The 21,677-nt window shown below is 61.4% G+C and carries 23 protein-coding genes; 11 read left to right on the top strand and 12 right to left on the bottom strand.

Annotated elements, in window-relative coordinates:
- Positions 1 to 602 precede the first annotated feature (602 nt).
- The 5 genes from rluB to ACMDB8_RS06835 form a co-directional block, all read right to left on the bottom strand.
- Positions 603 to 1,823, bottom strand: a complete 1,221-nt coding sequence (rluB, locus tag ACMDB8_RS06855; protein WP_007984125.1) for a 23S rRNA pseudouridine(2605) synthase RluB — start codon at positions 1,821 to 1,823, stop codon at positions 603 to 605.
- Positions 1,824 to 2,116: 293 nt separating this feature from the next.
- Complete coding sequence (gene scpB / locus ACMDB8_RS06850) at positions 2,117 to 3,106, bottom strand: SMC-Scp complex subunit ScpB (RefSeq protein ID WP_056721491.1); 990 nt, start codon at positions 3,104 to 3,106, stop codon at positions 2,117 to 2,119.
- A gap of 11 nt (positions 3,107 to 3,117) precedes the next feature.
- Complete coding sequence (locus ACMDB8_RS06845; RefSeq protein ID WP_173862173.1) at positions 3,118 to 3,876, bottom strand: segregation and condensation protein A; 759 nt, start codon at positions 3,874 to 3,876, stop codon at positions 3,118 to 3,120.
- A 60-nt stretch (positions 3,877 to 3,936) separates the two neighbouring features.
- Positions 3,937 to 4,566 carry an L-threonylcarbamoyladenylate synthase gene (locus ACMDB8_RS06840; protein WP_156385711.1) on the bottom strand — a complete coding sequence of 210 codons (630 nt, stop codon included), beginning with the start codon at positions 4,564 to 4,566 and terminating at the stop codon, positions 3,937 to 3,939.
- A gap of 13 nt (positions 4,567 to 4,579) precedes the next feature.
- Positions 4,580 to 5,443, bottom strand: coding sequence for a PHP domain-containing protein (locus tag ACMDB8_RS06835; RefSeq protein WP_056721484.1), 864 nt, complete (start codon positions 5,441 to 5,443; stop codon positions 4,580 to 4,582).
- A gap of 87 nt (positions 5,444 to 5,530) precedes the next feature.
- Here ACMDB8_RS06835 and ACMDB8_RS06830 point away from each other — a divergent pair, with 87 nt between their 5' ends.
- The 6 genes from ACMDB8_RS06830 (at position 5,531) to ACMDB8_RS06805 (ending at position 9,761) form a co-directional block, all read left to right on the top strand.
- Positions 5,531 to 6,127, top strand: a complete 597-nt coding sequence (locus ACMDB8_RS06830) for a septation protein A (protein WP_056721482.1) — start codon at positions 5,531 to 5,533, stop codon at positions 6,125 to 6,127.
- Between the two features lies 1 nt (position 6,128).
- Positions 6,129 to 6,428, top strand: coding sequence for a YciI family protein (locus ACMDB8_RS06825; RefSeq protein ID WP_056721480.1), 300 nt, complete (start codon positions 6,129 to 6,131; stop codon positions 6,426 to 6,428).
- A gap of 122 nt (positions 6,429 to 6,550) precedes the next feature.
- Positions 6,551 to 6,964: a hypothetical protein gene (locus tag ACMDB8_RS06820; RefSeq protein ID WP_056721478.1), complete on the top strand. Its 414-nt coding sequence runs from the start codon at positions 6,551 to 6,553 to the stop codon at positions 6,962 to 6,964.
- 7 nt (positions 6,965 to 6,971) lie between these two features.
- Positions 6,972 to 7,649 (top strand): response regulator transcription factor, encoded by a 678-nt coding sequence (locus ACMDB8_RS06815; protein WP_056721476.1) that lies wholly within the window; start codon positions 6,972 to 6,974, stop codon positions 7,647 to 7,649.
- A 207-nt stretch (positions 7,650 to 7,856) separates the two neighbouring features.
- Positions 7,857 to 8,306 carry a Spy/CpxP family protein refolding chaperone gene (locus ACMDB8_RS06810; protein ID WP_056721474.1) on the top strand — a complete coding sequence of 150 codons (450 nt, stop codon included), beginning with the start codon at positions 7,857 to 7,859 and terminating at the stop codon, positions 8,304 to 8,306.
- A gap of 111 nt (positions 8,307 to 8,417) precedes the next feature.
- Positions 8,418 to 9,761 carry a sensor histidine kinase gene (locus tag ACMDB8_RS06805; protein WP_409078508.1) on the top strand — a complete coding sequence of 448 codons (1,344 nt, stop codon included), beginning with the start codon at positions 8,418 to 8,420 and terminating at the stop codon, positions 9,759 to 9,761.
- Positions 9,762 to 9,904: 143 nt separating this feature from the next.
- On the opposite strand, the gene ACMDB8_RS06800 is transcribed toward ACMDB8_RS06805, so the two are convergent.
- Entirely contained in the window at positions 9,905 to 10,471 is a 567-nt protein-coding gene (locus ACMDB8_RS06800) for an NAD(P)H nitroreductase (RefSeq protein WP_056721470.1), read from the bottom strand.
- Positions 10,472 to 10,591: 120 nt separating this feature from the next.
- Between ACMDB8_RS06800 and ACMDB8_RS06795 the strand changes: the two genes are divergently transcribed.
- Positions 10,592 to 12,046 (top strand): TrkH family potassium uptake protein, encoded by a 1,455-nt coding sequence (locus ACMDB8_RS06795; protein WP_056721468.1) that lies wholly within the window; start codon positions 10,592 to 10,594, stop codon positions 12,044 to 12,046.
- On the opposite strand, the gene ACMDB8_RS06790 is transcribed toward ACMDB8_RS06795, so the two are convergent.
- Entirely contained in the window at positions 12,003 to 13,064 is a 1,062-nt protein-coding gene (locus tag ACMDB8_RS06790) for an AraC family transcriptional regulator (RefSeq protein WP_409078509.1), read from the bottom strand. The two genes, ACMDB8_RS06795 and ACMDB8_RS06790, sit on opposite strands and share 44 nt — an antisense overlap.
- 159 nt (positions 13,065 to 13,223) lie before the next feature.
- Here ACMDB8_RS06790 and ACMDB8_RS06785 point away from each other — a divergent pair, with 159 nt between their 5' ends.
- Both ACMDB8_RS06785 and ACMDB8_RS06780 read left to right on the top strand, forming a co-directional pair.
- Positions 13,224 to 13,535, top strand: coding sequence for a DUF962 domain-containing protein (locus ACMDB8_RS06785; protein WP_008051185.1), 312 nt, complete (start codon positions 13,224 to 13,226; stop codon positions 13,533 to 13,535).
- A gap of 27 nt (positions 13,536 to 13,562) precedes the next feature.
- The gene (locus ACMDB8_RS06780; protein ID WP_056721464.1) at positions 13,563 to 14,153 is read left to right on the top strand and encodes an HD domain-containing protein; all 591 of its coding nucleotides are present in this window, start codon (positions 13,563 to 13,565) and stop codon (positions 14,151 to 14,153) included.
- A 158-nt stretch (positions 14,154 to 14,311) separates the two neighbouring features.
- On the opposite strand, the gene ACMDB8_RS06775 is transcribed toward ACMDB8_RS06780, so the two are convergent.
- Entirely contained in the window at positions 14,312 to 15,127 is an 816-nt protein-coding gene (locus ACMDB8_RS06775; RefSeq protein WP_056721462.1) for a UDP-2,3-diacylglucosamine diphosphatase, read from the bottom strand.
- A gap of 134 nt (positions 15,128 to 15,261) precedes the next feature.
- Between ACMDB8_RS06775 and ACMDB8_RS06770 the strand changes: the two genes are divergently transcribed.
- Entirely contained in the window at positions 15,262 to 16,020 is a 759-nt protein-coding gene (locus tag ACMDB8_RS06770; RefSeq protein ID WP_056721460.1) for an AraC family transcriptional regulator, read from the top strand.
- A 77-nt stretch (positions 16,021 to 16,097) separates the two neighbouring features.
- Complete coding sequence (locus tag ACMDB8_RS06765; protein ID WP_056721458.1) at positions 16,098 to 16,991, top strand: DMT family transporter; 894 nt, start codon at positions 16,098 to 16,100, stop codon at positions 16,989 to 16,991.
- On the opposite strand, the gene ACMDB8_RS06760 is transcribed toward ACMDB8_RS06765, so the two are convergent.
- The 4 genes from ACMDB8_RS06760 to recQ all read right to left on the bottom strand — a co-directional run bounded on the left by ACMDB8_RS06760 (position 16,985) and on the right by recQ (position 21,352).
- Positions 16,985 to 17,272, bottom strand: coding sequence for a SelT/SelW/SelH family protein (locus ACMDB8_RS06760; RefSeq protein ID WP_056721456.1), 288 nt, complete (start codon positions 17,270 to 17,272; stop codon positions 16,985 to 16,987). The genes ACMDB8_RS06765 and ACMDB8_RS06760 overlap by 7 nt on opposite strands.
- A 33-nt stretch (positions 17,273 to 17,305) precedes the next feature.
- Complete coding sequence (locus ACMDB8_RS06755; protein WP_409078510.1) at positions 17,306 to 18,544, bottom strand: type IV pilus assembly protein FimV; 1,239 nt, start codon at positions 18,542 to 18,544, stop codon at positions 17,306 to 17,308.
- A 127-nt stretch (positions 18,545 to 18,671) separates the two neighbouring features.
- On the bottom strand, positions 18,672 to 19,106 hold the full coding sequence (locus ACMDB8_RS06750) for a MarR family transcriptional regulator (protein ID WP_007984163.1): 435 nt from the start codon (positions 19,104 to 19,106) through the stop codon (positions 18,672 to 18,674).
- A 119-nt stretch (positions 19,107 to 19,225) separates the two neighbouring features.
- Complete coding sequence (gene recQ, locus ACMDB8_RS06745) at positions 19,226 to 21,352, bottom strand: DNA helicase RecQ (protein ID WP_056721452.1); 2,127 nt, start codon at positions 21,350 to 21,352, stop codon at positions 19,226 to 19,228.
- Positions 21,353 to 21,677 lie beyond the last annotated feature (325 nt).

Here is a 21,677-nt window from a genome sequence, read left to right as displayed (position 1 = left end):
GTACACCTGTAACCCCCTGCTGCCAGACCCGCTGGACAAGCGTGTCTATGGCCGGGATTGCCTGTGTCCGCCCCGAGAGGCTCGGGCGGCTGCAAAAAATGGGTCAGACCCTTGCGGATCATCGACGGGAAAGGCAGGAAAACCGCCCCTCGCAGAGAGATGGAGATGGAATACGGCGTTCATTGCGCCTCCTTTTTGTTATGCACCTGCACGACAGGCATGGCGCGCATAACACCCTGCATGGAGCGGTGAAACAAGCGGGCCAGAGGGCTGGAAGGAGGAAGGAAGACGCTGTTGCGTAAGCGTTTTCTTACGGCATTCGGGGAATGGCGATTCCACGGGGCTAATCCGTGATTTTTGTCAGGATTTCTTTACAAGCCGTAACATCGGGTTTCCATTCGGGAGAGTGTGGTGTTGCCGCTATCGCCTTCGCGGGCAAGCCCGCTCCCACAATGGATCGCATTTCGACCAAACAACTCCGCCCCCCCTGTGGGAGCAGGCTTGCCCGCAAAGAGGCCATTGAAAACACCTCACCACTGAAGCCTGACCCAAAAAAAAACGCCAACCCGAAGGTTGGCGTTTTTTTATGAAGCGCTTACCGATTACTCAGGCTTGCGACGACCAAAGCCTGGACGCTGGCCCGAACCGGCCGGTGCGCCACGGCGCTTGCCCGATGGGGTATCGCCGTCGACCAGTTTGATCCCCGGACGCTTCGGCGCTGGCTTGGCCGGGCGCTTGGTGTCGGCCGGGCGATCGGCTACCGGCGTACCACGACCTTCGCCCCGTTCGGTACGGCCATTGGCCGGACGTGGCGTGCGCGGACCGCGTTCGCCGTCCTGACGGGCAGCCGGCTTGCGCCCTGGACGCTCGCCTTCGATCTGCGGCTCGCGGCTTGCCCGTGGAGCAACAGGAGCGGCAGGAGCCCCAGCGGCTGGACGCAGGGTACGCACGCGCTCGGTCTTGGCCATTGGACGCGACGATTTGCGCTGCATCCGGTCAAGCTTGTCCTTGCTCTTGGCGTTCATCTGCGGCATCGCGACCGGCGTCAGGCCAACCTCGGCACTCAGGATGTCGACTTCGTACTGGCTCATTTCGCGCCAGCGGCCCATCGGCAGGTCGGAGTTGAGGAACACCGGACCGAAACGCACGCGCTTCAGACGGCTGACCACCAAGCCCTGGGATTCCCACAGGCGACGAACTTCGCGGTTGCGACCTTCCATCACCACGCAGTGATACCAGTGGTTGAAACCTTCACCGCCTGGCGCCTGCTTGATGTCGGTGAACTTTGCCGGGCCGTCTTCGAGGACAACACCAGCCTTCAGGCGCTCGATCATTTCGTCATCGACTTCGCCACGCACACGTACCGCGTATTCACGGTCCATTTCGTAGGAAGGGTGCATCAGGCGGTTGGCCAGTTCACCGTCGGTGGTGAACATCAGCAAACCGGTGGTGTTGATGTCCAGACGACCGATGTTGATCCAGCGTCCCTCTTTAGGGCGCGGCATCTTGTCGAACACGGTCGGACGGCCTTCCGGGTCGACACGGGTGCAGATCTCGCCGTCGGGCTTGTTGTACATGATCACGCGACGCACCGACTCGGCGGCCTCTTCGCGCTTGATCACCTTGCCATCGATGGTGATAGCGTCGTGCATGTCGACGCGCTGGCCAAGGGTGGCGTCTTTGCCGTTGACCTTGATGCGGCCGTGGCTGATCCAGGCTTCCACGTCACGGCGCGAGCCGACGCCGATACGGGCGAGGACTTTCTGCAGTTTTTCGCCTGCTGGGCCGATTGGCTGGTCGTCTTGCTGGTCTTTGATACTCATCTGGGCACCTCCCGGTGTGGTCTGAAAACTGGGTACTTGGGCGAAGGGATCGCCGAAGGGTCGCGAATCATACGCGCATGAGGGCGTTTGCGCATCAGAGACTAGCTGATCAAGGCAAGGTTATTTGTTTTTCCGCCGACCGGTGACACGCAACTTGCTAACGAACACAAAACCCTGTGGGAGCGAGCTTGCTCGCGATGACGGTGGCACATCCGACATCGAAGCGACTGACCTGTCGCCATCGCGAGCAAGCTCGCTCCCACAGTGAATCTCCATTGTTCATGAGAATCGTATCAATCTTCGAACTGGCGACGCTCTGCTTCGATGGCTTCGGCCAAAGCCTGGGCTTCGGCCTCTTCGTCCGACAGCTCCGGCTCGGGTTTCGGCTGTTCAAGGGCGGCAACGGCGGCCAGGAGTTTTTCCCGGGCTTCGGCAACGCCGAGGATATCGTCGTCCTGCTCCGGCTCAGTCTCCGGCTCAGGCTCGCCTTCCGGCCCAGGCTCGGGTTGTGCCGCTTCGACTTCTGGCTCGATGACCGACTGTTCCGGATCGAACTCAGGCGGCGCACCATCACGCAGCAAGTCGTCGAAGTCGGTCTTGATCCCCTCCTCCATGCTGTCCAGTTCCAGCAACAGCGTGTGGAAACTGGTTTCTTCCTTGGGTTCTTCCGGCTCGGCGCTGGCATCGGCCAACTCTTGCAACCCGGCGGGTACGGGGGCGTCGTCGAAGTCGAGCACCGGGTCCGGTTCCAGCTCGCGCAGTTCCGCCAGCGGCGGCAGGTCGTCGAGGTTCTTCAGGTTGAAGTGGTCGAGGAACGCCTTGGTGGTGGCGAACATCGCCGGTTTACCGGGCACGTCGCGGTAGCCGACGATGCGGATCCACTCGCGCTCCATCAAGGTCTTGACGATGTTGCTGTTGACCGCCACGCCCCGCACGTCTTCGATTTCGCCACGGGTGATCGGCTGGCGATAGGCAATCAGCGCCATGGTTTCCAGCATCGCCCGAGAGTAACGCTGCGGGCGCTCTTCCCACAGGCGCCCGACCCACGGCGCAAATTTCTCGCGAATCTGCAGGCGATACCCCGAGGCCACTTCCTTCAATTCAAAGGCGCGGCCATCGCAGGACTTGGCGAGAATCGTCAGGGCCTTCTTGAAGACCGGTGGTTCCGGGCGCTCACCCTCCTCGAAGAGTTCGAACAGGCTTTCCAAAGATTGCGGCTTTCCCGAGGCCAACAGAAAGGCTTCAAGCAAGGGTGCCAGATCACGGGGTTCAGTCAGGTTCATGTTTCGACTCGTTATTCGGCTCGGGCTCGCACGTGGATCGCGGCAAATGGCTCATTCTGCACCAGCTCGACCAGGGATTCCTTGACCAATTCAAGGATCGCCATAAAGGTCACCACCACCCCCAGGCGCCCTTCTTCAGCGGTGAACAGCTCGACAAACGGCACGAACCCGCCGCCCTTGAGGCGTTCCAGCACATCACTCATGCGTTCGCGGGTCGACAACGCCTCGCGGCTGACCTGGTGGCTTTCAAACATGTCGCCACGGCGCAAGACTTCGGCCATGGACAACAGCAGCTCTGACAAGCGCACGTCCGGCAACAGCTTGCGTGCCCGGGCTTCAGGGGCGTCCAGCTTGGGCACCACCACATCACGACCGACGCGGCTCAGGCCATCGATGCCTTCGGCCGCAGCCTTGAAGCGTTCATACTCCTGCAAGCGGCGGATCAGTTCGGCGCGGGGGTCGTCCTCTTCGTCTTCGACGGTTTCGGCCCGTGGCAGCAGCATCCGCGACTTGATCTCGGCCAGCATCGCGGCCATCACCAAATACTCGGCGGCCAGTTCCAGGCGCACCGACTGCATCAACTCGACGTAGCCCATGTACTGGCGAGTGATCTCCGCCACAGGGATGTCGAGAATGTTGATGTTCTGTTTGCGGATCAGGTACAGCAGCAGGTCGAGCGGGCCTTCGAACGCCTCTAGAAAGACCTCGAGGGCATCCGGCGGGATGTACAGGTCCAGCGGCATTTCCATGACCGCCTGGCCATAGACCATGGCGAAAGGCAGCTCTTGCTGGGCCCCGGCCTGACTGTCGACGGGTTCTACTGCAGACATCTAGGCCTCGACCATGAACGGCGCAGGGTCGCCGCAACCAACGCGAATGACTTCCGGCTCGCCGTCGGCAAGGCTGATCACCGTGGACGCCTTGATCCCGCCGAAGCCGCCATCGATGATCAGATCGACCTGGTGTTCAAGCAACTGGCGCATTTCGTGCGGATCGGTCAACGGGTCTTCATCGCCGGGCATGATCAGGGTCACGCTCATCAACGGTTCACCCAGTTCAGCCAGCAGCGCCAGGGCAATCGGGTGGCTCGGCACGCGCAGGCCGATGGTACGTTTCTTCGGGTGCAACAACAGCCGCGGCACTTCGCGGGTGGCGTTGAGAATGAAGGTATAGGGCCCCGGCAGATGGGCTTTGAGAATGCGGAACGTGCCGGTGTCGATCTTGGCGAACAGGCCTAGTTGCGACAGGTCGCTGCAGATCAGTGCGAAGTTGTGCTTCTCATCCAGCTGTCGCAGGCGTCGAACGCGCTCCACGGCCACCTTGTCGCCGATCTGGCAACCTATGGCGTAGGAGGAGTCCGTGGGATAAATCACCACCCCGCCCTTGCGGATGATTTCGACAGCCTGTTTGATCAGGCGCGCCTGCGGGTTTTCCGGATGAATCTGGAAAAATTGACTCACATTCTCTACCTGTTCAGACGGCGGCAATAACTGGGTCATGTTTGAATCGACACCATAGCGGCGGCAGATCCTCCGGGAGCGGCCGGTATTCACCGATCTCCGACCAGCCTCCAGGGCCATGAAAATCACTGCCGGCGCTGACCAGCAGACCGAACTCGCGGGCCAGGATGGCCAGGCTGCCCACTTGCTCGGCAGGCTGGTAACCATTGACCACTTCGATGGCGTGGCCCCCCGCTTGAATATAGTCGGCAATCAGACGACGGCGCTTGCTGCGTGTGAATTCATAGTGCCATGGGTGTGCCAGACTGACCCAGGCCTTGGCCGCGCGCAGGGTTTCGACGGTGTCCTCCAGAGTCGGCCAGTGTTGCTTGACGTCGCCCAGCTTGCCGGCACCCAGCCATTTGCGAAACGCCTCGGCGCGGTCCTTGACGAAACCTTCACGCACCATCCAGTCGGCGAAATGCGGGCGGGCCGGCGCGTTACCGCTGTCGCCCAGCTCCTGCTGGATCTCCCGAGCTCCATCCAGCGCCCCTGGCATGCCTTTGAGCGCCAGTTTGCGGCTGATTTCCTCGGAGCGTAGCCAGCGGCCATCATGCAATCTGGCGATGGCCTCGACCAACGGCGCGGCATTCACGTCAAAACCGTAGCCCAGGACATGAATGGTCGCGCCGCCCCAGGTGCAGGACAATTCGACGCCGTTGACCAGTTGCATCCCCAGCGCGGTAGCCGCGTGCCGGGCCTCGTCGAGGCCCTCGAGGGTGTCGTGATCGGTCAAGGCCAGGACTCGCACGCCTTTCTCGAACGCCCGCGCCACCAGAACCGCAGGCGCCAGGGCGCCATCGGAGGCCGTGCTATGGCAGTGCAAATCAACATTCACAGGGCTTTGTAACCTCAAATCAGCTGGCGCTATCGCGCGCCCATATGTTTGTTATTATGCCGCCACATCCTGCTTCTGGCTGCCACTGTGAAACAATTCATCGATTTCATCCCGCTCCTGCTGTTTTTCATCGTCTTCAAAATCGACCCACGGGTCGTCGACATCGCCGGTCATGAGTTCACTGTAGGCGGTATTTACAGCGCCACCGCAATGCTGATCGTCAGTTCCCTGGTGGTCTACGGCACACTGTTCATCAAGCAGCGCAAGCTGGAGAAGAGCCAGTGGCTGACCCTGATCGCCTGCCTGGTCTTCGGCAGCCTGACGCTCGCGTTCCACAGCGAGACGTTCCTGAAATGGAAGGCCCCGGTGGTCAACTGGCTGTTCGCCCTGGCGTTCATCGGCAGCCACTTCGTCGGTGACAGCCTGCTGATCAAGCGCATCATGGGCCACGCGCTGACCCTGCCGGAGCCGGTCTGGACGCGCCTGAACATCGCCTGGATCGCCTTCTTCCTGTTTTGCGGTGCCGCCAACCTGTTTGTCGCGTTCACCTTCCAGAGCTACTGGGTCGACTTCAAGGTCTTCGGCAGCCTGGGCATGACTCTGCTGTTCCTGGTCGGCCAGGGCATTTACCTGTCCCGCCATCTGCACGATGCCGACACCACAACGCCAAAAACCGAGGACTGACATGCTTTACGCAATCATTGCCACAGACGTCGCCAACTCCCTGGAAGCCCGCCTGGCCGCACGGCCCGCACACCTGGAGCGCCTGCAAGTGCTCAAAGGCGAAGGTCGCATCGTATTGGCCGGCCCACACCCGGCGATCGACAGCAATGATCCGGGCGCGGCGGGTTTCAGCGGCAGCCTGATCGTTGCCGAATTCGACTCCCTGAGCGCCGCCCAGGCCTGGGCCGACGCCGATCCGTACATCGCCGCGGGCGTCTACGCCAACGTTCTGGTCAAACCGTTCAAGCAAGTCCTTCCGTAACTTTCTTCTTTCAACTGCCCCACGCGGTGAACCATATCGGTTCATCGCGTTCTCAATCGCTCATTATTCTCGTTTGCCGGCCGACAACTTCCCCAATACTCGTATTGGAACCAGGAGTCGCCATGCGCAAGGGTCCGTTGTGCCTGATGTTGGTCACGTTGTCGATCGGGGCGCCTGCCCACGGTGAGGAAAGTGTCGAGGGCGGTAATTCGACGCCGTTTTCCTTGAGCGCCGGCAGCCAGATCACCGAGTTACAGCAACGCTTGAAAGAAAGCGAACGGCAACGGGAAGAACTGAACAAGCAATTGCAAACTGCCGATAGCGAACGCGAAAGCCCGCTGCTGGCCCGGTTGCGCCAGGAGAACCAGCGATTGAAGCTGCAACTCAAGGAAGCCCAGGCCAGCAGTCCCCTGCCGCGCCTGCTGACCGACCAGCAACAATGGTTCGTCATTGGCGCCGGGGTAGCGCTATTGGCTCTGCTCTGCGGTATCTTCGCCAGTGGAGCAAGTCGAAAACGTCGACAATGGCTAAATTGAGTGAGTCATGAGCGAGCTGTTACTTATTGATGATGACCAGGAGCTGTGTGAGCTCCTGAGCAGTTGGCTGAGCCAGGAAGGGTTTCAGGTACGTGCCTGTCACGACGGCCAGAGCGCACGTCGTGCGCTGGCCGAAACCGCTCCGGCGGCCGTGGTGCTGGATGTGATGCTGCCCGATGGCAGCGGCCTGGAACTGCTCAAGCAGTTGCGCAGCGATCACCCGGATTTGCCGGTGCTGATGCTCTCGGCCCGGGGCGAGCCCCTGGACCGTATCCTCGGCCTGGAGCTCGGCGCCGACGACTACCTGGCCAAGCCCTGCGACCCACGGGAACTGACCGCCCGCCTGCGCGCAGTCCTGCGTCGTAGCCACCCGGCGGCGGTGTCCAGCCAGATCGAACTGGGCGACCTGTGTTTCAGCCCGGTCCGCGGCGTGGTCAGCATCGACGAACAGGAATTTACCCTCACCGTCTCCGAAAGCCGCCTGCTGGAAGCCTTGCTCAAGCAACCCGGCGAGCCCCTGGACAAGCAGGAACTGGCGCAGATCGCCCTCGGCCGCAAGCTGACCCTGTACGACCGCAGCCTGGACATGCACGTCAGCAACCTGCGCAAGAAGATCGGTCCACACCCCGATGGCCGACCGCGCATCGTCGCCCTGCGCAGCCGCGGCTACTACTACAGCCTCTGACCCCGTAGGAGCTGCCGCAGGCTGCGATCGTTTGACCTTGGCTTTGAAGATCAAAAGATCGCAGCCTTCGGCAGCTCCTACGGGTTTGTCAGGGCGGCGCAAAACCATCTTTACCCAAGCTTTACCCTCCGCTGACCGCCGCTGACCTTGATCTGCGTAATCTGCACTCATCCGGAACGTACCGGGAACGAGACAAGGAGATACACCATGCGCAAGACTCTTATCGCCCTGATGTTCGCTGCTGCCCTGCCGACCGTTGCCATGGCCATGCCGGAAGGCGCGGGCCCCATGGATGGGTCGATGGACGGTTCGCGCCACGGCGGCCAGATGCACGGCATGCACGGCAAAGGCCCGTACAGTGAACTGGACCTGAGCCGCGAACAGCGCGAGCAGATCCGCAAGATCATGGGCGAGCAGATGCACGAGCGTAAGCAACTGGTCGACAAGTACCTGGAGAAGCTCTCGCCAGCCGACCAGAAAGCCATGAAGGACGAGATGGCCGCCAACCACAAGAAGGCTGAAGCGGACGTGCGCGCCTTGCTGAAACCGGATCAACAGAAGAAATTCGACGAGATCCAGAAAAAACAGGCTGAACGTCGCGCCGAGTGGGCCGAGTTCAAGGCCTGGAAAGCGCAACAACCGCAAAAAGCGCAATAATGCGCTAACCCCGGACCCAACGGCTCAACCCCGTTGGGCCTGACACCACGCAATTTAAATGTGGGAGCGGGCTTGCTCCCACATGGCTTGACGTTTGTTCGAGGATTTCCTGTGCGTTCATTGTTCTGGCGTATCCTGGCCAGCTTCTGGCTGGCCATCGCTCTGGTTGCAGGGCTTTCCATCCTGCTCGGACACATGCTCAACCAGGACGCCTGGATTCTCAGCCGCCACCCGGGTCTCAACACGCTGGCCGAAGAGTGGACGCAAACCTATGAAAGCCAGGGCGAAGACGCCGCCCAGGACATTCTCCAGCAACGCAAACGCCAGTATCACATCGACGTTCAGGTGCTTAACGAAAGCGGCGATCCGGTGGTGCGCGGTACCTTCCCGAAACGCGCGGCGGCCTTTGAGGCGCGCCAGAACAACGAGGACCGACGCCTGCCGTGGCGGCGCCTGACCGATGAATTCACCAGCGAAAAAACCGGTGACACCTTCCTGTTCATCTACCGCATCCCGCACCCGGAACTGGATGCCTGGCACCGAGAGAGCCTGCTCTGGCCGCTCAGTGCCCTGGGAATCGCCCTGGTGGTGCTGACCCTGTTCAGCCTGCTGGTGACCTTTTCCATCACTCGCCCGCTCAGCCGTCTACGCGGAGCGGTGCATGACCTGGGACAAACCACCTATCAACAAAACAGCCTGGTCAAGCTGGCCAACCGCCGCGATGAGTTCGGCGTCCTGGCCAACGACTTCAATCGCATGGGCGCGCGCCTGCAAAGCCTGATTGGCAGTCAGCGGCAACTGCTGCGGGATGTGTCCCACGAACTGCGTTCACCCCTCGCCCGTCTGCGTATCGCGCTGGCACTGGCCGAACGGGCCACCCCGCAGGAACGGGAACAGCTGTGGCCGCGCCTGATCCGCGAGTGCGACCGGCTGGAAGCGCTGATCAGCGAAATCCTGGTACTGGCGAGGGTCGACTCCGATAACGCCAGTGCCGAAGAGGTGGACCTGAACGCCTTGCTCAATAGCCTGCAAAAGGATGCGCAACTCGGTTCACCCGAGCAACTCGTCCACCTCGAAGCCGAGTCGCAACTGAATCTGAAGGGCTGGCCGACCATGATCGAACGGGCCGTGGACAATCTGCTGCGCAACGCCCAGCGTTTCAATCCGGTGGATGGCCTGCCGATCGAAATGCAGGCCCTGCGTCAGGGTGAACGGATCGTCGTGACCGTACGCGATCACGGACCGGGGGTCAGTGCCGAGTATTTGAGCCAGCTCGGTGAGCCGTTCTATCGGGCGCCAGGGCAAACAGCGGCCGGACACGGCCTGGGCCTGGCCATCGCCCGCCGCGCGGCGGAGCGACATGGCGGCAGCCTGGTGCTGGCCAATCACCCTGAGGGCGGGTTCATTGCCAGCCTGGAATTGCCGTTGGTGCCGGGGGCTGTCGTGCAGCCCTGAGCCTGGACCGACACGACAGGATCAAACGACACAAAACCAATGTGGGAGCGGGCTTGCTCGCGAAAGCGGCTAACTATTCAACATCTATGTTGGATGACAGACTGCTTTCGCGAGCAAGCCCGCTCCCACACTGATGTGTGGTGTCAGGCCTTGCCGGGCCAGGCGCTGACGAATTCGGCGAGATCGACTTTCTCCGCCACTCGCGGTTCTTTCTGCGGCGTGCCCAGATACAGGAAGGCAATCACCTCTTCCCCTTCTGCCAGGCCCAAGCCCTTGGCCACATGGGCCGAGTAAGCCAGGTCACCGGTACGCCACACCGCGCCAATGCCCTGCGCATAGGCCGCGAGCAAAATCCCGTGGGCCGCGCAGCCCGCCGCCAGCAATTGCTCGGACTTCGGATATTTGACGTGATCCTGCACGCGAGCAATCACAACCACCACCAACGGTGCCCGCAACGGACCACTGCGCGCCTTGTCGATGGCAGCTTCGCCGACTTCGCTGTCTGAAAGTTTCGCAGCTTCAGCCAGCAGCTCGCCCATCTGCTCACGCGCCGCGCCTTCCACCGTCAGGAAACGCCAAGGCTGCAAGTGACCGTGATCCGGAGCGCGCATGGCGGCGCCAAACAGCACCTCGCGCTGCTCGGCGGTGGGTGCAGGGTCAATCAGTCGCGGAACGGAAACACGGTTGAGCAAAGCGTCGAGAGCCTGCATCGGCCACCTCCTGAAAAATATGTGCGGCTATTCTAGCGGTAACTGCTGCAGCAGTGCCGGTTTACATGCCCTGCCCCGCAGGTAGAATGGCGCCCTTCCACTATCAGCCGAGCGGACCTCATGGCGTTGCCGACCTTACGGATCATTGGTTTCATCATCGGCATCTTCCTGATCACGCTGGCGATCTCCATGGTCGTGCCCATGGCCACGCTGGTCGTTTTCGACCGCACCAGCGATCTGCCGTCGTTCCTCTGGGCCAGCATGATTACCTTTGTCGCTGGTTTGGCGCTGGTGATTCCGGGGCGCCCGGAACACATTCACCTGCGCCCCCGGGACATGTACCTGCTCACCGTCAGCAGTTGGCTGGTGGTGTGCATCTTCGCCGCGCTGCCGTTCCTGCTGACCCAGCACATCAGCTACACCGATTCATTCTTCGAAAGCATGTCCGGCATCACCGCCACTGGTGCAACCGTACTCAGCGGCCTGGACACTATGTCCCCGGGCATCCTGATGTGGCGCTCGTTGCTGCACTGGCTCGGCGGCATCGGCTTCATCGGCATGGCGGTGGCGATCCTGCCGCTGTTGCGCATCGGTGGCATGCGACTGTTCCAGACCGAATCTTCGGACCGTTCCGAAAAGGTCATGCCCCGTTCGCACATGGTGGCGCGCCTGATTGTTGCGACTTACGTCGGCATCACTATTGTCGGCAGCCTGGCGTTCTGGTGGGCCGGGATGAGCCTGTTCGACGCCATCAACCATGCGATGTCGGCGATCTCCACCGGCGGTTTCTCCACCTCAGACCAGTCCTTGGCCAAGTGGCCGGAGCCTGCGGTGCATTGGGTCGCGATCGTCATCATGATTCTCGGTGCCCTGCCGTTCACCCTGTATGTCTCCACGTTGCGTGGTAACCGTCGTGCGCTGATCAAGGATGAACAGGTTCAAGGCCTGCTCGGCATGCTGCTGGTGACCTGGCTGGTGCTCGGCACCTGGTATTGGTGGACTACCCAGCTGCATTGGCTGGAGGCATTGCGGCATGTGGCGCTGAACGTGACGTCGGTAGTGACCACCACCGGTTTTGCACTGGGGGACTACAGCCTGTGGGGCAATTTCTCGTTGATGCTGTTCTTCTACCTGGGGTTTGTCGGCGGTTGCTCCGGATCGACCGCGGGCGGGATCAAGATTTTCCGCTTCCAGGTGGCCTATATCCTGCTCAAGGCCAACCTTAACCAGCTGATTCACCCGCGGGCGGTGATCAAGCAGAAGTACAACGGTCACCGCCTCGACGAAGAAATCGTGCGGTCGATCCTGACCTTTTCGTTCTTCTTTGCGATCACCATCTGCGTGATTGCGCTGCTGCTGTCGCTGCTCGGCGTGGACTGGATGACCGCCCTCACTGGCGCAGCCAGTACGGTGTCCGGTGTCGGCCCGGGGCTCGGCGAAACCATCGGCCCGGCGGGCAACTTCGCCACCCTGCCGGATGCCGCCAAGTGGATTCTCTCGTTCGGCATGCTACTGGGCCGGTTGGAGATCATTACGGTGTTTGTGCTTTGTATTCCGGCATTTTGGCGTCATTGATCGCGTCAGCCGATTGCATCAGCCGCATCCGGTACTCACCGGGTGTGGCATCGAACCAGCGCCGAAATGCACGGAAGAAGTTGCTCGGATCGGCAAACCCCAGCAAGTAGGCAATTTCCAGCAAGGTCATGTTCGGTTGCGCCAGGTACTGCTCGGCCAGTTCACGCCGGGTATCGTCCAGCAGCGCCTGAAAACTCGTGCCCTCTTCCTGCAAGCGCCGTTGCAAGGTGCGCTGGGACAGATGCAGCGTCTGCGCCACGGTGTCGCGTTTGGGCTCGCCTTGGGGCAACAGGCGGCACAACACCTGCCGCGCCTTGTGGGTTACGCGACTTTCGGAAAATCGCGCCAGGTACTCACCGGCAAAGCGGTCATGCAGCAGCGCCATGGCCTCGTTGGCCGTTGGCAGCGGCGCTTCCATATCGGCGCGCTCGAAAATCAGCGCATCGTAGGGCGCGTTGAACACCAGCGGTGCATGGAAGGCTTGCTTATAGGGCTCCAGGTTGGCCGGCTCGGCACCCTGCAGCAACACTTTGCGTGGTTGCAACGTACGCCCGGTCAACCAGCTGCACAGCGCCAAGGCACAGGCCAGCGAAGCTTCGGCGCTTTGCCGGGTCGGCGGCAGATGATCGCCATGGACCGTCAGAATCAGCGCGTAGCCTTCTTCCAGCAGCTTGAAACTCAGGTCGGCACTTTCGGCAATGATCCGCTGATAGCGCACCAGACGCTGAAAGCCTTCGGCGAGAGTCTGGCTGGACATCAAAGCGTAACCGGCCACATGAAACTGCGCCGGTCGCACCACCTTGCCCATGTTCAGGCCGATGGCCGGATTGCCGGACAGCTCGACCGCGCGCTGCCACAGCCGTGTCATGGAGTCTTGCGGGAAGCGTGCGTCCGGATCGTCCAGTGCCACGTAGTCGAGCCCCAGCTGCTTGAACAGGGCCCGGCAATCCAGGCCGTCCATCTCCAGCGCTTTGACAATCCCCATCGCCCAGCTTGCAGAAGTCGTTCGTTCGCTCATGGCGTTTTCTTACATGGTGGCCGCATGCTACGGCTATTGACCGAAGGATACTAAAGTGGCGCCTATTGTCAGTGGCTGATGCCATTGATCACTCTAGACTCAAATAAACTACCCGCAGAACAACTTGCAGCAAGAACAATAACCACAGAGATCGCTGTCGTGGAAAACGTCAAACGATTCAACAGCTTCGCTGAGTTCTATCCTTACTACCTCAGTGAGCACAGCAACAGCACCTGTCGCCGTTTACATTTTATCGGCACGACCCTGGTTATCTTGATTCTGACGCTGACCATTGGTCGCGGAGCCTGGATGCTGTTGTGGGCCCTGCCACTGGCAGGCTACAGCTTTGCCTGGGTCGGGCATTTCTTCTTCGAGAAGAACCGCCCGGCCACGTTTCAACACCCCTTCTATAGCCTGCTCGGCGATTTTGTCATGTACCGGGACATGGTCCTGGGGCGCGTTCCGTTCTAGCTGACATCCGTCACAAGAGAGTTGCCGATGAATGCCAATGCCCGCTTCACCCACATGAAGGACGGCACTCAGGAGGACTGGGCGATCATCGCCGCGGACTTCAGTGCCTACGCAAGACAATTGCCTGCACGGATCGTGGCGCACCTGAAGTTGCTGGAGGGTGATTTTGGCGGCTTCCCGGTGGATCGCCTGACCCACTCCCTGCAAACCGCCACCCGCGCCTGGCGCGATGGTCGCGACGAAGAGTACGTGGTCTGCGCCCTGCTCCACGATATCGGCGACACCCTGGGCTCCTACAATCACCCGGACATCGCGGCGGCGATCCTCAAGCCGTTCGTCAGCGCCGAGAACTTGTGGATGGTGGAAAAGCACGGGATTTTCCAGGGCTACTACTTCTTCCATCACCTGGGCATGGACCGGCATCTGCGCGAGCAATTCCAGGAGCATCCGCAGTACCAGGCGACCGTTGAATTCTGCGCCAGATACGATGCAGCGGCGTTTGATCCGGTGTACGACACGCTGCCGTTGAGCTTTTTCGAGCCGATGATGGAGCGCTTGTTTGCGCACCCCAGGAATTCGATCTACAAGGCGGCGATGGAAGAACATTCGCCAACCTGACAGATCCAGCGGGACCGCTTCGCGGTCCATTCGCGAGCAAGCCCGCTCCCACAGGTTATCAGGCGGTCACAAATCTTGTGCTCACCTTCGCCCACTGTGGGAGCGGCGGTGCGGCGATCCGACTTGCCCGCGAAGAGGCCAGCACAGGCACTGAATGATCAAGCCAACTCTGCCACCCTGGCCGCCTTCAACTGCGCCTCGCGCGCCTGGGCATCCGCCAGGCGATACAACTCGATTGAACCATCCCAGTGCTCGATCAGGGCGGTGCACGATTCCACCCAGTCGCCGCAATTGAGGTAGTCCACCTCGCCGACCTTGCGAATCTCGGCATGGTGAATGTGCCCGCACACCACACCGTGCAGCTCGCGCTTGACGCATTCATGGGCGATGGCTTCTTCGAAGTCGCTGATAAAGCTGACCGCGGTTTTCACCTTGTGCTTGAGGTAGGCCGACAGCGACCAGTAGCCGTAGCCATATCGCGCGCGCCAATGATTGAGCCAGCGGTTGAGGGTCAGGGTGAATTCGTAGGCCGAGTCACCGAGAAACGCCAGCCAGCGATGATAACGGGTGATCACATCGAACTGGTCGCCATGGATCACCAGCAGGTGCCGGCCGTCGGCGGTGACGTGCACGGCTTCGTCGACCAACTGGATATTGCCCAGGATCAGCTTCGAATAGCGGCGCAGGAATTCGTCGTGGTTGCCGGTGACGTAGATCACCTCCGTGCCGCGCTTGCTCATGGTCAGCAGGCGACGGATGACGTTAGTGTGCGCTTGCGGCCAGTACATGCCGCCGCGCAGTTTCCAGCCGTCGATGATGTCGCCGACCAGATAGATCTTGTCTGCGTGGTAGCCCTTGAGAAACCGCGACAGGTGTTCAGCCTGGCAATCCCGGGTGCCCAAATGCACGTCGGAAATCCATAAAGTCCGTACGCGTTGCTTACGGGTGGGTTTGGCGAGCTCGGCGCTGGTCATGGGCAACCCTCTGGCAAGTTTTGCCAAGTCTGCCCCGAGCCGGTTAATGGTCCATGACAGCGTCAAGTCAGTCCTGTGACAGCGCTTACAGGCCCGCTCGGTGTAGACTGACGCCCTGAGCCGGGAGACCCGCGATGAGACCGATCCTCACGCTTCGCCAATACAGCCACGACCTGATCGTCCATAGCCACGAACACGCGCAACTGGTGTTCGGGCTTTCTGGCGCCCTGGATTTCGAGGTCGACGGGCGGGGCAGCCAGGTGGTCCGGCAGAGTTTCGTGGTGGTGCCCTCCGGAGCGCATCACGCCTGTGGCAGCGCCAATGGCAGCCGCTGCCTGGTGCTGGATGTGCCAAGCGAACAATGGGTTGCCCAGTCGTTGGGCGATCACGCCGAGCCCAGCCGACGCCTGCTCGACAACGCCGGGCGCCTGCCCCTGAATGCCGGGCAAAGCCAATTGGTCAGTTGGCTGGCGAACAGTCCGGTGGATGATCCGCTGATCGCTCAACAAGGCGCGGTGCTGTTGCTGGCCAGTCTCAACAACGTCAGGCCCGAAGCCGTCGGCGGTCGGCGTCTGCCCTATGCGGCGCTGGACGCGCACATCGATCAGTACGCGGCATACCCGCTGCAAGTGGCCGACCTGGCCCGGGTGGCCGGTCTTTCCAGTGCCCGTCTGCATGCACGGTTCGTGGCCGAATGCGGGCAGACGCCAATGGACTACATCCGCAGCCGACGCCTGCACATAGCGGTGGGCTTGCTGCGCAACTCGGCACTGCCCATCGGCGAAATTGCCAGCCGTGTCGGCTACAGCTCCCAGAGTGCCTTCGCGGCGGCGGTACTGCGCGAGTTCGGGGCATCGCCCGGAAAACTGCGGCGCGAGACTGGCGACAAATAACGCGAGTTTGCCGACAGACTTGATGGGCCATTACGCGCTTCAATGAGGCCTCTGTTCGTTTGTCGTTAAGGATTGCAATGACTCCCCGTACCGCCCTTGGCGCCTTGCATATCGGCGCATTGATGTTCGGCCTGACTGGCGTGTTCGGCAAACTGGCCGCCGCGTCCCCGGCGATCATCGTGTTCGGCCGTGCCGCCTTTGCGGTGCTCGCGCTGGCGTTTTTTGCACGGTTCGCCAGCCAGACGCGCTGGCAGAAACTCGAGGCCGTGGACTGGCGTCGACTGCTGCTCAGCGGCTTGTTGCTGGCCGGACACTGGGTGAGCTTCTTCATTGCCGTGAAAGTCGCAGGCGTGGCGATTGCGACGCTCGGTTTCGCCAGCTTCCCGGCCTTTACCGTGATCCTCGAAGGGCTGATCTTCCGCGAGCGCATTCGCGCCAATGAGATTGTGCTGGTGCTGCTGGTGAGTGTCGGCCTGGTGTTGGTCACGCCCGACTTTGACCTGGCCAGCGGCGCCACCACCGGCCTGCTGTGGGCCGTGGGTTCCGGTTTGTTGTTCGCCCTGCTGTCACTGACCAACCGTGCCAGTTCCGGTCGAGTCCCGCCGGTCCAGGCGGCGCTGTGCCAGAACGTGGTGGTTGCCCTGTGCCTGCTGCCGGTGGCGGCGCCTCAATTGAGCGAAGTGCGCGCCATCGACTGGCTGTGGATCGGCCTGCTAGGTGTGTTCTGTACCGGTGTAGCCCACAGCCTGTTCGTCGCCAGCCTCGCGGTGATCAAGGCTCGCACTGCCGCCGTAGTGTTCGCCCTGGAGCCGGTCTACGGCATCACCGTCGCCTGGTTGCTGTTCAACGAAAACCCGACCCTGCGCATGTTGCTGGGGGGCGCGCTGATCATTGTGGCGATTGTGGTGTCCAGCCGGTTCTCAAGTGGCACAAGCAAGAAGGCCGTTGCAGCCGAGGCCGCGTCTCACTGAGTGCGGTCGTTGTGCCCCAGGTCGCGGTCCGGGTCGATCTGGTCACGGACCCGCTGCTTGAGTACCTTGGCTTCGGGGAAGCCTCCGTCCGCCTTGCGCTCCCAGATCTGTACGGCGTCACAGTAGATATGAAAGACCCCGCCGGTGCCCGGCACCAGAGAGACTTTGCCCAAATCATCACCAAAGGTGCTGAGCAGTTCCTGGGCCAGCCAGGCCGCACGCAACAGCCATTGGCATTGCGTGCAATAGGTGATGATGATTTCCGGTTTGCTGACGGTCATGATGGGGCCTGACTCCAGAGTTTGACGACGCCGCTATGATAGCCCGACCGGTGACTGTCGAGACGGCGGAGCGAATGGCGTTTCCAACTCGAACTCTGGCTCGATCATGGCCGGAGCAGCCGGCTGCGGGTTCCCGCTGGGGCTGATCAGGTCCCAACTCGACGCCAAGGAGAACTCCTCCAGGTTGAGCCGGTACTCATCATCAATGGCGGATTCACCGGACATCGCCAAACCCGGAACCACCGCCACGGCAGCAGCGACCGAGGTGGAACGACTGCTGTCGACCCACTCAAGCTCATCGTTGGCCGGTACCGCGACGGGTTGCCTGACGGTGGGCCACGTCACTGGCTCGGCATAAAGCTCCGCCAGCGGTTCCGGCTGCGACGGCAGCGCCTCTGAAGCTGCGGCCTGATGTTGCTGGCGCCGGCGGCGAACAAACCAGCCCAGCGCCAGCAACGCTATCAGCGCCGACATACCGGCAATCGGCAGCCAGCCAAACCCGGTTTTTTCAGCAATGGCGGGGGCTGGCGGCACTGCGTCGGAGGCAATGGGTTGAGCCTTTACCTTCTTGAGCTCCGCCAGTTGGGTGTGCAGTTCGGCCAACTGTTTTTTCTGGCTGGCGATCAACTCATCCTGGCCTTGAAGCTTCGCGTTGAGCTCATCGACCGTGGTTTGCAACTCGTGGTTTTGCAGGGTGCTGGCGGCCAGTTGTTCGATAGCGGGATCAACAACGGCGACGTCCGTTTCTGGCGGTGCCTTGACCACGGGTGACGGCGCCAGGACCGGTTGAACACGGGGAAATGCGGACGCCGGGGAGATGGAAACCGCTTCATCGGCGGCGGGAACAACCCCTGGCGCACCCGGCGGATCGATCAAAACCGTGTACTCGCGCAACAATCGCCCATTCGGCTGATTGAGCTGCACAAGGAAATTCAGGAAGGGTTCATTGACCGGCTTGGCGGAGGTCACCTGGATCACGCGGCGATTACCGCGCAGCACCGGAGTGAACTTCAGGTCGTTGAGGAAAAATGCCCGGTCGACCCCGGCACGGCTGAACTCGTCTGCCGTTGCCAGGCTCACCGACAGCTGGTTTTCCTCCAGGCCGGCGGTATCCACCATTGTGATATCGGCACGCAGCGGTTGATTCAGCGCCGAATGCAGGGTGATTTCACCCAGGCCCAGCGCAGGCGCCCATGCCGAGTATGTGACAGCAGCCCCGGCCAGCAACCACTGAGAACCACCGCGTAAAACCAATCGCCAACACTTGAGCATGAGCATCCTTGAGATCTACAGAAACCATCCGCACGGGTTCGTACATCCGTTACGAACACGATATTGCCGAGTAGTTCTTATAGTCTGCCCGATGCGGTCTCTCATAAACCTGGCGTTCGGTTATGCCTCAAGACTTTTCAAGGTTACCCAGGATGTGCCCGTGAACCCGCATGCACACCTTCAAATCCGCCTCATCAACGCCTTCGAACAGTTCGTGACGCAGTTGCGTGGCAATGGTTTCAATTTGTTCGATCAGGGGACGCGCCGGCGCGCAGAGCACAATTTTCTTCGCCCGACGGTCTTCCAGCACTGCCTGGCGTTGCACCAGGCCCTGGCTTTCCAGGCTGTCGAGCAAGCGGGCCAGGGTCGGGCCTTCGACGCCGACGCTTTGTGCCAGCTCACGCTGGGTCGGTGCTTCTTCGAAACGGGCCAGGTGCAGCAGCACCAGCCAGCGTGCCTGGGACAAGCCCATGCCCGCCAGTCGGCGGTCCAGTTCGGCACGCCAGCCACGGGACATCTGGGCCAATTGCATGCCAAAGCGGTGTTGATCGGTTAACGGCATAAAACACTCATGATTAGACTGAAATAAATAAAAACTAATTATTAGTCAGCTAAGCATGAGCCTCGATTTGAGGCAAGGCTTGATCTGTAGTGAATCGTTACATCAGCACTGCAGATGTCTCAAATCTCGAATTCCGACTGCAAGGCCGCCCGAACGCAGTACAACACCCCTTCCGGCACCCTGCCTGCGAACAGTGCGGCGATCTCGGAAACCGGCGGCAACTCGCCTTCGCCGTCGAGGAAGGCGTCCTGCACTTCACCCATCAGGTCTTCAGGCAGATCCAGCGCCTGCTCCAACGACAACTGCTGCTTGCCGATCGCTTCAGCCAGCATGGTGTAGACATTCTTTTCCGAGCACTGCAACTGACCGGCGATCTGTACCGGTGTCATGCCGGCCCGCGCCAACGTAATCAGTTCGTGACGTACATCGGCCACCGGTTTCGGCGCCTCGACCTGCCCGCCGAGCACTTCGAGGAAAGCCTCGCCGTAACGCTCCAGCTTGCGCGCGCCGACACCGCTGACAGTGGCCATTTCCGCCAGCGAGGTCGGCTGGCTGCGCAGCATCTCCAGCAAGGTCGAGTCGGGGAAGATGACGTACGGCGGCACGCCATGTTCTTCGGCGAGCTTGCGACGCAGGGCGCGCAAGGCTTCCCATTGTTCGCGCTCTTCGCCACGGACCAGCTGGCTCGCCTGGCTCTTGCTGCTTTTCGCCACGGTTTGCGCCTTGAGATCGCGGCGCAGCTCCAGGGTCACTTCGCCCTTGAGCAGCGGCCGGCAACTGTCGCTCAGGCGCAAGCCGCCGTAGCCTTCGAGGTCGATGTCCGCCAGACCACGGGCCACCAATTGGCGGAACAATGAACGCCATTCGCCCTCCGCCATCGTCTTGCCAACTCCATACACCGACAGGTGCTGATGGCCGAAGCTGCGGACTTTTTCGTTGTCCTTGCCCAGCAATACATCCACCAGGTGCCCGACGCCGTAACGCTGACCGGTGCGGTAGATCGCCGACAGCGCCTGACGCGCCGGCTCGGTGGCATCCCAGGTCTGCACGCCGTCGACGCAGTTGTCGCAATGACCGCAAGGCTCGGGCATGTCTTCGTCGAAGTAGGCCAGCAGCGTTTGCCGACGGCAGCGGGTTTCTTCGCAGAGCGAGAGCATGGCGTCGAGCTTGTGCTGTTCCAGGCGCTTGTGACGCTCGTCGCCTTCGGAGTTCTGCAACATCTGCTTGAGCATCACCACGTCTTGCAGGCCGTAGGCCATCCAGGCATCCGCCGGCAGGCCGTCACGGCCGCCACGACCGGTTTCCTGGTAATAGGCCTCAAGGGATTTCGGCAAATCGAGATGCGCGACGAAACGCACATTGGGCTTGTCGATGCCCATGCCGAACGCCACGGTGGCGACCATGATCAGGCCTTCCTCGTTGAGGAAGCGTTTCTGATGGTAGGCCCGCAGATCGTTGGGCAGGCCGGCGTGGTATGGCAACGCCGGGAAGCCTTGCTCGCTGAGGAACGCGGCGACTTCCTCGACTTTCTTGCGCGACAGGCAATACACGATGCCCGCATCGCTACGACGCTCGGCGAGGAATGCCAGCAACTGCTTGCGCGGTTGTTCCTTGGGCACGATGCGATAAAAGATGTTCGGCCGGTCGAAGCTCGACAGGAAGCGCTCGGCGTCCTGCAGGTGCAGGCGGGTGACGATTTCTTCCCGGGTGCGCTTGTCGGCCGTGGCGGTCAGGGCGATGCGCGGCACGTCGGGAAACATTTCCGCCAACTGGCCCAGCTGCAGGTATTCCGGGCGGAAATCGTGGCCCCATTGCGATACGCAGTGTGCTTCGTCGATGGCGAACAGGGCGATGTCCAGCCCCTGCAGGAAGGACAGCATGCGCGGCTGGACCAGACGTTCCGGCGCCAGATAGAGCATTTTCACTTCACCGCGGCGGATGCGGACGGCGAGATCGCGCTGCTGCTCGGCACTGAGGGTGGAGTTCAACGCGGCGGCGGCCACGCCCAGCTCTTCGAGGGTGGCGACCTGATCGTCCATCAGTGCGATCAGCGGCGAGACCACCACGGCCAGGCCTTCGCGCAACAACGCCGGGACCTGGAAGCACAGGGACTTGCCGCCACCGGTAGGCATCAGGACCAGGGCATCGCCGCCACTGGCCACGCGCTCAATGATTGCACCCTGGCGGCCACGGAAACTGTCGTAGCCGAAGATGTCCTTGAGGACGCGTTGAGCCTGTTCGAGCATAGAAACTCCAAAAATCACCGAAACATCCCTGCAAGGCTGGTTCAGAACCCGCGACGCTGCACCGATAAATCGTAAGTGCGCATTGCATGACGCTTCACATTTCAGCCGTGACGCCAGCAGGGCATCACAAAACGCGCGAGTATACCCGAGCCCCGTCCGGCAAAGGGCACCGCTGATAAGACTCACACAATCGGACTGTGGGAGCGGGCTTGCTCGCGAAGAGGGAGTGTCAGTCGACATTAATGCAACCTGGCACACCGCCTTCGTCGGAACGCCGCCCGGAGCAAGTCCGCTCCCACAAAGGTGCAAATATGCCGTGCGGCTG

It is taken from the genome of Pseudomonas monachiensis, from assembly GCF_047345015.1.
GTDB lineage: Bacteria > Pseudomonadota > Gammaproteobacteria > Pseudomonadales > Pseudomonadaceae > Aquipseudomonas > Aquipseudomonas monachiensis.
This window is presented reverse-complemented; position numbering and strand designations above follow the sequence as displayed.

Excerpts from the sequence above, each read along its gene's own strand:
- recQ (WP_056721452.1), bottom strand. The coding sequence starts at position 21,352 with ATGCTCGAACAGGCTCAACGCGTCCTCAAGGACATCTTCGGCTACGAC.
- ACMDB8_RS06755 (WP_409078510.1), bottom strand. The coding sequence starts at position 18,544 with ATGCTCAAGTGTTGGCGATTGGTTTTACGCGGTGGTTCTCAGTGGTTG.
- ACMDB8_RS06760 (WP_056721456.1), bottom strand. The coding sequence starts at position 17,272 with ATGACCGTCAGCAAACCGGAAATCATCATCACCTATTGCACGCAATGC.
- ACMDB8_RS06810 (WP_056721474.1), top strand. The coding sequence starts at position 7,857 with ATGCGCAAGACTCTTATCGCCCTGATGTTCGCTGCTGCCCTGCCGACC.
- ACMDB8_RS06800 (WP_056721470.1), bottom strand. The coding sequence starts at position 10,471 with ATGCAGGCTCTCGACGCTTTGCTCAACCGTGTTTCCGTTCCGCGACTG.
- scpB (WP_056721491.1), bottom strand. The coding sequence starts at position 3,106 with ATGAACCTGACTGAACCCCGTGATCTGGCACCCTTGCTTGAAGCCTTT.
- ACMDB8_RS06765 (WP_056721458.1), top strand. The coding sequence starts at position 16,098 with ATGACTCCCCGTACCGCCCTTGGCGCCTTGCATATCGGCGCATTGATG.
- rluB (WP_007984125.1), bottom strand. The coding sequence starts at position 1,823 with ATGAGTATCAAAGACCAGCAAGACGACCAGCCAATCGGCCCAGCAGGC.
- ACMDB8_RS06820 (WP_056721478.1), top strand. The coding sequence starts at position 6,551 with ATGCGCAAGGGTCCGTTGTGCCTGATGTTGGTCACGTTGTCGATCGGG.
- ACMDB8_RS06825 (WP_056721480.1), top strand. The coding sequence starts at position 6,129 with ATGCTTTACGCAATCATTGCCACAGACGTCGCCAACTCCCTGGAAGCC.
- ACMDB8_RS06750 (WP_007984163.1), bottom strand. The coding sequence starts at position 19,106 with ATGCCGTTAACCGATCAACACCGCTTTGGCATGCAATTGGCCCAGATG.
- ACMDB8_RS06790 (WP_409078509.1), bottom strand. The coding sequence starts at position 13,064 with ATGAGCGAACGAACGACTTCTGCAAGCTGGGCGATGGGGATTGTCAAA.
- ACMDB8_RS06815 (WP_056721476.1), top strand. The coding sequence starts at position 6,972 with ATGAGCGAGCTGTTACTTATTGATGATGACCAGGAGCTGTGTGAGCTC.
- ACMDB8_RS06845 (WP_173862173.1), bottom strand. The coding sequence starts at position 3,876 with ATGGTCTATGGCCAGGCGGTCATGGAAATGCCGCTGGACCTGTACATC.
- ACMDB8_RS06770 (WP_056721460.1), top strand. The coding sequence starts at position 15,262 with ATGAGACCGATCCTCACGCTTCGCCAATACAGCCACGACCTGATCGTC.
- ACMDB8_RS06795 (WP_056721468.1), top strand. The coding sequence starts at position 10,592 with ATGGCGTTGCCGACCTTACGGATCATTGGTTTCATCATCGGCATCTTC.
- ACMDB8_RS06775 (WP_056721462.1), bottom strand. The coding sequence starts at position 15,127 with ATGACCAGCGCCGAGCTCGCCAAACCCACCCGTAAGCAACGCGTACGG.
- ACMDB8_RS06780 (WP_056721464.1), top strand. The coding sequence starts at position 13,563 with ATGAATGCCAATGCCCGCTTCACCCACATGAAGGACGGCACTCAGGAG.